Source organism: Gracilibacillus marinus, from assembly GCF_042651725.1.
GTDB lineage: Bacteria > Bacillota > Bacilli > Bacillales > Amphibacillaceae > Gracilibacillus > Gracilibacillus marinus.
This window is the reverse complement of the sequence record NZ_JBHSDV010000002.1, coordinates 42,218-55,108: the sequence shown is the minus strand read 5'-3', so window position 1 is coordinate 55,108 and position 12,891 is coordinate 42,218. Positions and strand designations below refer to the sequence as shown.

Genomic DNA, 12,891 nt, shown 5'->3' with positions numbered 1-12,891 from the left:
TTAGAATAATATTTTTTTGTTACTATATTTCAAAATCATTACAGGAGGCTTTCCTACACAAATTCACCCATCTTTCTTAAAGATGGGTGAATGTACTTATTTCTTTTTAGGGATTTTAATTGTGATTTGATAGTAATCCTCAAGGTCTTGCTCATCTGTTTCTAAATCAATTCCTGTTTCTGAAACCATATCTAAAGATTGACGAATTGTATTCATTGCAATACGCATATCTTTATTAACCCCTTTTAACTTAGGTCTTTTAGGTTTCTCTGGTTTATTGACTATTCGTTCAATATATTGTTCTGTTTGTTTCACATTAAGTTCTTTTTCGATAATATATTCTAATACCTTTACTTGCTGTTCTTCCTCTTTTAAAACAATAAGTGCTCTTGCATGACGTTCTGTGATTTGTTTATTTAGGATTGCTTGATGAACAGCTTCAGGTAGTTTTAATAAACGCATTTTGTTTGCAATTGTTGACTGACTTTTTCCTAAACGTTGAGCTAAAGCTTCTTGGGTTAATTGATGTAACTCAATTAATTTCTCATATGCCTTTGCTTCTTCTATTACTGTCAATTCTTCTCGTTGTAAGTTCTCAATTAACGCAACAGAAGCCGTTTCTTTATCTGTCATCTCACGTATAATTGCAGGAATTGTCTCCCAACCTAAACTCGTTGCAGCTCGGAATCTACGTTCACCAGCAATGATTTCAAAGTTCTCTTCGCTATTCTCTACTGGCCTTACAACAATTGGTTGAATTAACCCATGAGTCTGTAATGTTTGCGCTAATTCTTTAATTTTTTCTTCATCAAATATGGATCTAGGCTGATATTGATTTGCTTGAATGTTTGCAATTGGAAGAAAGATGACTTCATCACGATTGGATTTTCCCTCTTTTACTTCTATCTCTTCTAACTGCTCTAATTCTTCTACTTTCTCCCCCATACCAAATAGACGACCAAATGGGTGTAACATACTTAAACACCACCTTCATAATCTTCACCTAACACATTCATTTTCTTCATCAAGTACTACAAACATAATCGTAGAAAAACTTGCTTTATTCTTATACAAAGCAAGTCAAAGAAGCCGGCCTATGTTCCGTATGTTTCACGTGGAACATAGCACATATCATCTGTATTACTATTTTATCACAATTAATTGGCAATAAGGTAGTAAAATCTATGAAAATCTATGAAATGTCACAAGATAGTAAATTGTTCCCTATCCTTCTCTAGCAAAGTTCTACATACTTCATGTATAAAATAAGGAACCTATCTTTGATTATAGTAATGGTGTTTTATTTGGTACACCTGGTTTTCGAGGAAACTTCTTCGGTGTCTTTCTTTTTTTGTTCATGATAATAATATTTCTATCTCCACTTTCTTCTGGTAGAGAAAAAGAATGCACTTTATCAATAGTACCACCTAAAAGATCCCATGCATTTTCCGCTTCTTCCAATTCTTGTTGTGCATTGGCACCTTTCATTGCTATAAATACACCATTTGTACGGACTAATGGCAGGCAAAGTTCACTCAATACCGTCATTCTAGCAACAGCTCTTGCTAATACTACATCAAATTTGTGACGGAACTGTTCGTCTTGACCAAAGATTTCTGCTCTATTGTGATAAAAAGATACCCCTTCTAAACCGAGATTTGCCGCTAAATGATTTAGAAATGTAATCCTTTTTTGTAAAGAATCAACAATGGTTACATGGATATGTGGAAAAAGAATTTTCAATGGAATACTCGGAAACCCTGCCCCTGCTCCGACATCGCATAAATGAATATCTTGCGTGAAATCAAAATAAAATGCTGCCGTTACAGAATCATAAAAATGCTTTGCAAATACTTCCTCTTTTTCTGTAATTGCAGTTAAATTCATTTTTTCGTTCCATTCCACTAAAATCTCGTAATATGTTTCAAATTGAGCTATCTGGTGATCAGATAGCTCAATCCCTTGTTCCAATAAATTTTCTCGAAATGTAGCAACATTCATGAATCAAGTTGCTCCTCTCTATTTAATCATTAGATACTCTAGCAATATTCCCTTGCTCAATGTAGACAAGTAATATCGACACATCAGCAGGATTCACACCTGATATACGAGACGCTTGAGCTACAGATAATGGACGAACTTTCTTCAATTTCTCTCTTGCTTCTGTAGCAATACCACTAATCGCATCATAATCAATGTCATCAGGTATTAGCTTACTTTCCATTTTCTTCATTCGTTCTACTTGTTGATTCGATTTAGAAATATAGCCTTGATACTTAATTTGAATTTCTACTTGTTCTTTCACTTCTTGGGATAATTCTTTTTCACTTGGACATACTTTGTCAATGATATCATAAGTCACTTCAGGACGTTTTAATAAGTCATATGCTAAGATGCCATCTTTTAATTTTGTTCCGCCGATTTCTTCCATCAATGCTTGCAATTCTTCTGTTGGTTTGAGACGAATTTCTTGTAATCTCGTCTTTTCTTCTTCAATCAACTGTTTTTTCTGTACAAATCGATTATAACGCTCTTGTGGAATGGTACCTAATTGATAGCCGATTTCTGTTAAGCGTAAGTCTGCATTATCATGTCTTAATAAAAGACGGTATTCTGCACGAGATGTCAATAATCGATATGGTTCGTTTGTGCCTTTTGTTACTAAATCATCGATCAATACACCGATATATGCTTGGGATCTATCTAAAATTAACGAGTCTTTGCCTAATGCTTTCGCACTTGCATTAATCCCTGCCATCATACCTTGGCCTGCTGCTTCTTCATAACCAGATGTTCCATTGATTTGACCTGCTGTAAAGACGCCTTCAATGTTTTTCACTTCAAGTGTTGGCCATAATTGTGTTGGCACGACCGCATCATACTCGATAGCATAACCTGCTCGCATAATTTCTGCTTCTTCTAAACCTGGAATACTTCTTAAAATTTCCTTCTGTACATATTCAGGTAAAGATGTCGATAATCCTTGCACATATACCTCTTCCGTATTTCTTCCTTCGGGCTCAAGGAAAATTTGGTGACGAGGCTTATCATGAAAACGAACAATTTTGTCTTCAATAGATGGGCAATATCTAGGACCAGTACCTTTAATCATCCCTGAATACATTGCAGATAGACCTAAATTGTCATTAATAATCTGATGTGTTCTTTCATTTGTATGTGTTAACCAACAAGGGATTTGTTCTGTAATTGCCTCTGTTGTTTCATAAGAAAAGTGTTGTGGATTCTCGTCCCCTGGTTGAATTTCTGTTTTACTATAATCAATCGTATGATGAACAACACGTGGCGGTGTTCCTGTCTTGAACCTGACTAGTTCAAAACCTAGTTCTTCTAGATTTTCTGCTAGCTTGACACTCGCACGTTGGTTATTTGGACCACTTTCATATGAAATATCACCAATAATCACACGACCACGCATAAACGTACCTGTAGTAATAATGACAGCTTTGGCACGATACAATGCTTTTGTTTCTGTAATCACACCAGTACATTTCCCATCTTCTACAACAAGTTTTTCCACCATTCCTTGTCGTAACGTAATATTGGGCTCTTCTTCTAATGTTTTCTTCATTTCTTGAATATATAACGGCTTGTCCGCTTGTGCACGTAATGCACGAACAGCAGGACCTTTTGCTGTATTTAACATACGCATCTGAATATATGTTTTATCAATTACTTTCCCCATTAATCCACCAAGTGCATCGATTTCTCTTACAACGATTCCTTTTGCTGGACCACCAATCGATGGATTACATGGCATAAATGCGATCATATCTAAATTCATTGTTAACATAAGTGTTTTTGCGCCGCGTCTAGCAGCCGCATACGCCGCTTCTACTCCAGCATGACCTGCTCCGACAACAATTACATCATATTGACCAGCTTCATAAGTTGACATTGCTGATTTCCTTCTTTCTTTTTTTTCATTTATTTACCTAAACAGAATTGGGAGAACAATTGATCAATCAAACTGTCTTGAACCGTATCACCTATAATTTCCCCTAATAGTTCCCATGCACGAGTCACATCAATTTGAACTAAATCAATCGGCATATTCGCATCAATTGCCTGATTTGCATCTTCTAGTACATTCAATGTTTGTTGCAATAATTGAATATGTCTTACATTCGATACATATGTTAAATCACCACTGTCAATATCTCCAGCAAAGAATGTTGCGGCAATTGCGTCTTCTAACTCATTTATTCCTTTATCTTCAATTAAAGCAGTTGTAATGATTTTCTTATCTCCTGCTAATTGCTTTACTTCATCGATGTCCAATTTTTGTTCTAAATCTGTCTTATTAACAATAACAATATATTCTAAACCTTTTGCTGCTTCAAACAATTGTCTATCTTGATCAGACAATACTTCTCCATTATTTAATACAAGCAAAATTAAATCCGATTCTTTTAACATTTGTCGTGACCGTTCGACACCAATCTTTTCGACGATATCCTCTGTTTCTCTAATTCCTGCAGTATCTACAAGTCTTAATGGAATACCTTTAATATTGACATATTCCTCAATTACATCACGTGTCGTCCCCGGAATATCTGTAACAATTGCCTTTGTTTCTTGGACTAATGCATTTAGCAGAGAAGATTTCCCTACATTTGGGCGGCCAATAATCGCTGTCGCAATCCCTTCTCTTAGGATTTTACCTTGTCTCGCCATGCTTAACAATTTCTCTACTTCTACCGCTACTTCTTCTGTCTTTTCACGCAACATGTTATTGGTCATTTCCTCGACATCATCATATTCCGGATAATCTATATTAACTTCGACATGTGCAACTGTCTCAATTAATTTTTGACGAAGAGTTGTCACAAGTTTGGATAGTTTTCCATCTAATTGTTTTAATGCCACATTCATTGCTTTATCTGTTTTTGCTCGAATTAAATCCATGACAGCCTCTGCTTGTGATAAATCAATCCGTCCATTTAAGAATGCTCGTTTTGTAAATTCACCAGGTTCTGCAAGCCTTGCCCCTCTTGTTAATACATATTCTAATATTCGGTTCACAGATGCTAAACCACCATGGCAATTTATCTCTACTACATTTTCTGTTGTAAAAGTTTTTGGTCCAATCATAACAGTGACCATTACCTCTTCTATCATCTCTTCTGTTACAGGATCGATTAATCTTCCATAATGGATTGTGTGTGATTCTACTGTAGTTAAATCTTTTCCATCAAATAATGGATTGACAAACTCGATTGCCTCATCCCCGCTCAAACGAACAATCCCAATAGCCCCTTCGCCAATCGGTGTCGATATCGCTGCAATTGTATCTTTATCCATCTATTTTCACCTCCATAAATCGCTATTTTCTATGTTAAAAAGCACTGCTTCTTTTTCATCCACAAAAAAACTATCACCTAACTTATTAGAATAGCACACAAAACTATAGATTGAAAAGATATCCACACCAAAAATATAGAAAAATCTTTCTATTACTTATCCACATGTTGATATCTTTATGTGTTATTTTGTATCCACAACACGATTTGGTTTCTTTTTCAAGCACAAAAAAATAATGGCTAGTATTAAACTAACCATTACTTTGCTAAATTATTTAACTGGTTTAATGACAACATATCGATTTGGTTCTGTACCTTCTGAATCTGTCGTAATCTTTTTGTTGTGCTGTAATGCCGTATGAATAATCTTTCTTTCATACGATGGCATTGGCTCAATTTTTACAAATCGATTTGTCTGAATCGCGCGATCTGCCAAACGATTTGCCAATTGAATTAATGTTTCTTTACGGCGTTGTCTATATCCTTCTGCATCAACAATAACAGTATAATATTTATCAGCGAATTGATGGATTGCTAATTGTGCTAAATATTGCAATGCATTTAATGTTTGTCCTCTTTTTCCAATCAATACAGCAATTTTCTCGCCACTTAGTTCCATTGTCACTGTCGTATTGTCTACTGTTGTCTTTACATGTATGTCATGATCAAATTCTTTTACAATATTTTCGACATATTGTGTCACTTTCTCGACAGGATTATCTTTTTTGGTTACTTTCACAATCGCTTGTTTGGAACCAAATAATCCGAATAATCCCTTTTTACCTTCTTCAATAATATCAATTGCTGCTTGGTCCTCTGTGATGTTTAACTGCTGTAATGCGGAATGGACCGCTGCCTCAACTGTCTGTCCAGTAGCAGTTATTTGTCTCACTTTTTCGTTCCTCCCGCAGTTTCATTCCCTTTATTTCTTAAAGGATTTGTAACTAAAAGTGTTTGAAGAATCATGAAAATGTTACCTACAACCCAGTATAAAGCTAACGCTGCTGGGAAGAAAATTGCAAATACACCAATCATAATCGGCATAATATATAACATCATGGACATTTGTGCCATCATAGGATTATCACTTTTAGGCATTCCTGACATCATTAACTTTTGTTGCAAAAATGTAAATGCTGCTGTTAGAACTGGTAAAATATAATATGGATCTGGATTATCTAATTGGAACCATAAGAAATGGTGGCCATCTAGTTCACTTGTACGCGAGATTGCATGATAAAATGCAAGTAAAATTGGCATTTGTACAATAATAGGTAAGCACCCTGCCAATGGATTCGCACCATGCTTTTGAAATAATTGCATTGTTTCTTGTTGTAGCTTTTGTTGAGTTTGTTGATCTTTAGAGCTATATTTTTCTCGTAGCTTCTGTAATTCTGGTTGAATCTCTTGCATTGCTCTTGAACTTTTCACTTGTTTAATATTTAAAGGTAATAAAATTAAACGAATTAATATCGTTACAAGTACAATTGCTAGTCCATATCCATAATCTGCTTGGAAAAATTCCGCTACCATTACAATTAATCGAGATAGTGGCCAAACAAAGAATGAATTCCAAATTCCTTCACTTTCAGCTGTGATGTCTTGATCTATTTCTGTACATCCAGAAAGCAATAAGACAACACCTAGTAAGCCTGTTAATAACAGGAGTTTCTTACGCATAAATATCCTCCTTAAATCACTACATTTTCTTCAGATTATTTTATCATTAATTACTTCCTAATACCTACTATCATGTGATTATTTCATAAAAATTACTTATTTAATAACTTTGTTTTAAATAAAAGATGCTCTACACTTCTTCTCACTTCATGATAATTACATGCTTTTACAGGTTTTCTAGCAATTATTATCATATCATATTCGTTTTTTATTTCACATTGTAATTCTGTAAATGCTTGTCTAATATAGCGCTTAATTTGATTGCGCTCTACTGCATTCCCTACCTTTTTGCTTACTGATAATCCGATTCGAAAATGAGGTTGATCATTTTTATGTAAGTAGTATATAACTAATTGACGATTCGCGAAAGAAGCGCCTTGTTTAAATACTTTTTGAAACTCTACATCTTTTTTAATGCGATACGACTTTTTCATATTGAGAATAAGCCTCCAATAATTATAACAAAACTTCATTTTGAAGAAAATACTATCCTTATCAAGAAAAAGACCACTGAGATAATCAGTGGTCTATGCAGATAATACTTTTCTACCTTTTTGACGACGGCGAGCAAGTACGTTACGTCCATTTTTTGTGCTCATACGCGCACGGAATCCATGAACTTTTTTGCGTTTACGATTATTTGGTTGAAATGTACGTTTCATTATATATGCACCTCCCTGAGGAAATTTAAACTATCTTGGTTTAATCCAAGTCTCTCTTTTTATATGGCGAAAGCCTTCTTTTTACTTATACTACTCCATTAATTAAATAGTATAAAATAGCAATCGATTAGACAGTCCTACTCATTATACTTTTTATTGTTCTAGTAGTCAATGTTAAGTTGTAAATTTCTTTGCTTTCTAAAATCTATATTTTTTTATACAAAAAGTTAACTGCTATATAACAGCAATCTTATCCTACTGTTATATAGCAGTTTTCTTTGTGGATAAGTTATTCTCCTATTTCGACAGTTATCTCCTATCTATCGACAAATTATTCACATCTTCTATGCATGAGGATAAAAAATACTCACATCTTGTCAACTTTGTGGATAACTCTATATAAAACATTGCAATTATCGTGTTTTTTTGATAATATGTATTTGTTTGCTAATTGTGAATAAAATGATTTTGATAATAAACTATCCACAGATTGTGGATAATGTGTGGACAACCATACACACCTTGTTAAATAAGTTATACACATGATTGTGGAAAACTAGAATTGTGAAGTTTTCCTCTTTTTTGTCGCTATAATTTTATCCACAATTAAAAAGAATCATTATATATATAGGAACAATCTAGAAAGGAGGTCTAACGAACTTGGAAAACATAACAGATCTTTGGCAAAATACGCTAGATAATATTAAAGAAAAGGTTAGTAAACCAAGTTATGATACATGGTTGAAAAATACCACTATTGAACAAATACAAGAGGATACTGTCATTATTTCTGCGCCAAATGAATTTACGAGAGATTGGTTAGAATCCAAATACACACATATTATCGCAGAAGGTTTGTATGATATAACTGGTGCGAAATTATCTGTTAAATTTGTGATTCCAGAATCAACAAAATCATTAGAAATGGAACAGAACAATATTGAAAAGAAACAAACGATTTCCAAGCCTTCTAACGATAGCTCTCCGAAATCGATGTTAAATGATAAGTACACATTTGAAACATTTGTTATTGGATCAGGAAACCGCTTCGCACACGCAGCATCTCTTGCTGTAGCAGAAGCTCCGGCAAAGGCCTATAACCCATTATTTATTTATGGAGGAGTTGGATTAGGTAAAACACACTTAATGCATGCAATTGGTCATTATGTGTTAGATCATAATCCAAATGCAAAAGTTGTCTATCTATCATCAGAGAAATTCACAAATGAGTTTATTAACTCCATTCGTGACAATAAAGCAGTTAACTTCCGCAATAAATATCGAAATGTAGATGTTCTATTAATAGATGATATTCAATTTCTAGCAGGAAAAGAACAAACACAGGAAGAATTTTTTCATACATTTAATACATTACATGAAGAAAACAAACAAATTATTATCTCTAGTGACCGACCACCAAAAGAAATACCAACATTGGAGGATCGCTTACGTTCTCGATTCGAGTGGGGCTTAATTACAGATATTACACCACCAGATTTAGAGACGAGAATTGCAATTTTGCGTAAAAAAGCAAAAGCAGAAGGATTAGATATTCCGAATGAAGTCATGCTCTATATTGCAAACCAAATTGATACAAACATTCGAGAATTGGAAGGCGCACTTATTCGAGTAGTAGCATATTCATCTTTAACGAATCAGGACATTGATGCATCACTAGCTGCAGAAGCACTGAAAGACATTATTCCAAATTCAAGACCAAAAGTGATTACAATCCAACATATACAAGAGGTCGTAGGGAAAAGATATAATGTGAAGTTAGAAGAATTCTCAGCAAAAAAACGAACTAAATCTATTGCATACCCAAGACAGATTGCCATGTATCTATCTAGAGAATTAACAGATTTTTCTTTACCGAAAATTGGAGAGGAATTTGGTGGTAGAGACCATACTACTGTCATTCATGCACACGAAAAAATATCGAAATTAGTTAGTTCTGACCAACAACTGAATAAAGATATTGAATCCATCATTGAACAATTGAAATCTATGTGACTGTGAAAACTGTGGATAACACTAACCTTTCCATCAACAAGTTGTCCACATCTGGATAACTTATAGAATTCTAACAAAAATGAACTTATCCACATAATCACAGACCCTATTACTATTACTACTATTTTTTTATTAATAATTAATATATACTATACTTCCTCAAGGAGGATTAAAATGAAAGTCATTATCAACAGAGATAAATTAATGGAAAGTATTCAACATGTAACCAAAGCGATTTCTTCCAAAACAGCTGTGCCCATCTTATCTGGATTAAAAATACACGCAAAAGAAACAGGTATCAAGTTAACTGGAAGCAACTCTGATATTACAATTGAATCATTTATTCCATTAGAAGAAGAAGGTATTCAATACATTGATGAAATTGAGCAAGGAGAAATTATTGTTCATGCAAAGTATTTTCCTGAAATAATTCGTAAGTCACCTAAAGATACGGTGAAAATTGAATCAGATGAACAATTACAAGTAACGATTCAATCAGGCCATGCGGAATTTCATTTAAATGGACAAGATCCAGAGGAATATCCTCAAATTAATCAAATTCAAACAGACGCAAGTTTTGAATTACCAATTACATTATTGAAAAATATGATTAAACAAACGGTATTTGCTGTTTCCACATCTGAAACAAGACCAATATTAACTGGTGTAAATATTCGAGCAGAAGATGGACAACTAAAGTTTGTTGCAACAGACTCACATAGATTAGCTGCAAGTAATGTCCCTTTGGAAACAGAATTTTCTAATTTTCCTACAAGTCAAGTGGTCATTCCAGGGAAAAGTTTAAATGAATTAAGCAAAATTTTAGACGATACAGATGAGAAGATTCAAATAAGCATTACAGATAACCAAATTGCATTCCAGACAGAATATTTATACTTCCTTTCTCGTTTATTAGATGGTAAATATCCTGAAACATCTCGTCTAATTCCTGAAGAAAGCAAAACAGTGATTCACGCAAATACGAAACAATTGTTACAAGCAGTAGATCGTGCTTCTCTACTTGCAAAGGACAATCATAACAATGTGATTCGATTACAAACAAACAATGACCAAACAATTGAAATCTCTAGTAATTCACCTGAAATAGGTAAAGTAGAAGAAGAATTAACAGTAGAGTCAATTGATGGAGAAGAATTAAAGATATCTTTTAGTTCCAAATACATGATTGATGCATTAAAAATAATGGAAACAGACAATGTGAAAATTGAATTCACTGGTGCAATGCGTCCATTTATTATCAAACCAACAGAACATGATCAATTATTACAATTAATCTTACCTGTTCGAACATTTTAATTTGAAAGAGGGACAAGTTGAATTGTTCCTCTTTCTCTTCATTCAACAATCAATATCTTCCCAAATATTATTCCCACAGAGAAAATAGTAGAGAAATAAGCAGGAATCATCCCCCTTTGCTTTTCTAAATGTGAAATGTTTAGTAATATAGAGAGAAAGGCAATACTGCTAAAGTATGGATAGAACGGATCAAGAAAGTCAGAAAGAAGGTGTTTTAAAATGGAAAATATTGAAATCAATACAGAATATATACAATTAGGACAATTTCTGAAATTAGCGAATATATTAGAATCTGGAGGAATGGTGAAAGTGTTCCTTCAAGAAACTGGTGTATTAGTAAATGGAGAAGTAGAAAATCGCCGCGGTCGTAAACTATATCCAGGTGATATTGTAGAAGTAGAAGATGTCGGAGCATTTACTGTCACACAATTGGACTAGTCAGGAGAGATAGAGAGGGAAACTCTAATTATGCATATAAAATCACTACATTTAACAAATTATAGAAATTACGAGGATTTATCCATTAGATTTGATGACAAAGTCAATGTGTTTATTGGAGAGAATGCACAAGGAAAAACAAATCTAATGGAGTCTATTTATGTTTTAGGCTTTTCTAAGTCACATCGTACAACAAAAGATAAAGAATTAATCCAATGGAGCAAAAATTATGCTAAAATAGAAGGTAGTGTGTTGAAACGCAACCGTGAATTCCCTATGGAAATCTCCATAACGAATAAAGGTAAAAAGGCAAAATTAAATCATCTAGAACAACGACGTCTCAGTGATTATATTGGTGCACTGAATATTGTAATGTTTGCACCAGAAGACTTAAATTTAGTAAAAGGAAGTCCTCAAATACGAAGACGTTTTATTGATATGGAAATAGGACAAATCCAACCTGTCTATATCTATCATCTAGGCCAATATGTAAAAATCCTAAAGCAACGAAATCACTTATTAAAACAACTCCAAAGGAAGCAGCAAAAAGAGTATACAATGCTTCATGTCCTAACAGAGCAATTAATTGATCATGCCGCAATTATCGTTGAGAAACGTTATTTATTCTTAAGGGATCTCCAAAAATGGGCGGAAGCGATACATAAGGGGATTAGTCGAGGACTAGAGAATTTGCGAATTGACTATGATACGACGATAAGTGCAAACGAAACGTATAATCGTAAGGAATTAAAAGAACAATTTATCGATGATTTTGCCAAGTATGAGGCAAAAGAAATCGAGCGTGGAACAACACTGATTGGTCCACACCGAGATGATTTAATTTTTTATGTAAATGATAAAAATGTACAAACATTCGGTTCACAAGGTCAACAACGAACAACAGCACTATCTCTTAAATTAGCAGAGATTGAATTAATTCATCAAGAAATTGGAGATTATCCAATTTTGTTACTTGATGATGTATTAAGTGAATTGGATGATTATAGACAATCACATTTGTTAGATACCATTGAAGGAAAAGTACAAACATTTGTATCGACAACAAGTGTAGACGGTATTGATCATACGACATTAAAAAAAGCTGAGATATTCCAAGTACGCGCTGGAGAAATATCAAGATAAAAGTAGGGATAAGATGTTTATTCATATTGGCGATGACCATGTTATTCAGTCGAAAGAAGTTATTGCGATAATAGATTACCAATTGATGCACTCTTCCACCATCAATGAAGAGATGCTAACAGGAGTAAAAGAGAAAAAGCAAGTCATTGCATATAACCAAACAAATACAAAATCGATTGTAATTACAAATGAAAAAGTGTATTACAGCCCATTATCTGTACTAACACTAAAAAAACGAGCAAGTATGATAGCAACAATTAGTAAATTAGAAGATTACTCTGAACATAGCGAAGAAGCTTGAGAGAGCTAGTGTATTC

At 33.8% G+C, this 12,891-nt stretch carries 13 protein-coding genes; 5 read left to right on the top strand and 8 right to left on the bottom strand.

The genetic code is table 11. From position 1 onward, the window contains the following. Positions 1-96 precede the first annotated feature (96 nt). The 8 genes from noc to rpmH form a co-directional block, all read right to left on the bottom strand. Positions 97-975 carry a nucleoid occlusion protein gene (noc, locus tag ACFOZ1_RS08150; protein WP_390198284.1) on the bottom strand — a complete coding sequence of 293 codons (879 nt, stop codon included), beginning with the start codon at positions 973-975 and terminating at the stop codon, positions 97-99. 309 nt (positions 976-1,284) lie between these two features. Beyond that, on the bottom strand, positions 1,285-2,001 hold the full coding sequence (gene rsmG / locus ACFOZ1_RS08145) for a 16S rRNA (guanine(527)-N(7))-methyltransferase RsmG (RefSeq protein WP_390198281.1): 717 nt from the start codon (positions 1,999-2,001) through the stop codon (positions 1,285-1,287). Positions 2,002-2,023: 22 nt separating this feature from the next. After that, a complete protein-coding gene (mnmG, locus tag ACFOZ1_RS08140; protein ID WP_390198279.1) occupies positions 2,024-3,916 on the bottom strand; it encodes a tRNA uridine-5-carboxymethylaminomethyl(34) synthesis enzyme MnmG in 1,893 nt (630 codons plus the stop codon). A gap of 29 nt (positions 3,917-3,945) precedes the next feature. After that, positions 3,946-5,322: a tRNA uridine-5-carboxymethylaminomethyl(34) synthesis GTPase MnmE gene (mnmE, locus tag ACFOZ1_RS08135; protein ID WP_390198277.1), complete on the bottom strand. Its 1,377-nt coding sequence runs from the start codon at positions 5,320-5,322 to the stop codon at positions 3,946-3,948. A gap of 270 nt (positions 5,323-5,592) precedes the next feature. After that, positions 5,593-6,213, bottom strand: a complete 621-nt coding sequence (gene jag / locus ACFOZ1_RS08130) for an RNA-binding cell elongation regulator Jag/EloR (protein WP_390198275.1) — start codon at positions 6,211-6,213, stop codon at positions 5,593-5,595. After that, positions 6,210-7,001 (bottom strand): YidC family membrane integrase SpoIIIJ, encoded by a 792-nt coding sequence (spoIIIJ, locus tag ACFOZ1_RS08125; RefSeq protein WP_390198272.1) that lies wholly within the window; start codon positions 6,999-7,001, stop codon positions 6,210-6,212. The genes jag and spoIIIJ overlap by 4 nt, the downstream gene beginning before the upstream one ends. 92 nt (positions 7,002-7,093) lie before the next feature. Next, the gene (gene rnpA, locus ACFOZ1_RS08120; protein ID WP_390198269.1) at positions 7,094-7,435 is read right to left on the bottom strand and encodes a ribonuclease P protein component; all 342 of its coding nucleotides are present in this window, start codon (positions 7,433-7,435) and stop codon (positions 7,094-7,096) included. 93 nt (positions 7,436-7,528) lie between these two features. Further along, positions 7,529-7,663 (bottom strand): 50S ribosomal protein L34, encoded by a 135-nt coding sequence (rpmH, locus tag ACFOZ1_RS08115; protein ID WP_390198266.1) that lies wholly within the window; start codon positions 7,661-7,663, stop codon positions 7,529-7,531. Between the two features lie 660 nt (positions 7,664-8,323). Between rpmH and dnaA the strand changes: the two genes are divergently transcribed. The 5 genes from dnaA to remB all read left to right on the top strand — a co-directional run bounded on the left by dnaA (position 8,324) and on the right by remB (position 12,875). After that, complete coding sequence (dnaA, locus tag ACFOZ1_RS08110) at positions 8,324-9,676, top strand: chromosomal replication initiator protein DnaA (RefSeq protein ID WP_390198264.1); 1,353 nt, start codon at positions 8,324-8,326, stop codon at positions 9,674-9,676. 174 nt (positions 9,677-9,850) lie between these two features. After that, positions 9,851-10,993 carry a DNA polymerase III subunit beta gene (dnaN, locus tag ACFOZ1_RS08105; protein ID WP_390198261.1) on the top strand — a complete coding sequence of 381 codons (1,143 nt, stop codon included), beginning with the start codon at positions 9,851-9,853 and terminating at the stop codon, positions 10,991-10,993. 219 nt (positions 10,994-11,212) lie between these two features. After that, positions 11,213-11,431 carry a S4 domain-containing protein YaaA gene (gene yaaA, locus ACFOZ1_RS08100; protein WP_390198259.1) on the top strand — a complete coding sequence of 73 codons (219 nt, stop codon included), beginning with the start codon at positions 11,213-11,215 and terminating at the stop codon, positions 11,429-11,431. Between the two features lie 30 nt (positions 11,432-11,461). Beyond that, positions 11,462-12,574, top strand: a complete 1,113-nt coding sequence (recF, locus tag ACFOZ1_RS08095) for a DNA replication/repair protein RecF (RefSeq protein ID WP_390198257.1) — start codon at positions 11,462-11,464, stop codon at positions 12,572-12,574. Between the two features lie 13 nt (positions 12,575-12,587). Further along, positions 12,588-12,875: an extracellular matrix regulator RemB gene (gene remB / locus ACFOZ1_RS08090; RefSeq protein WP_390198254.1), complete on the top strand. Its 288-nt coding sequence runs from the start codon at positions 12,588-12,590 to the stop codon at positions 12,873-12,875. Positions 12,876-12,891: the final 16 nt, after the last annotated feature.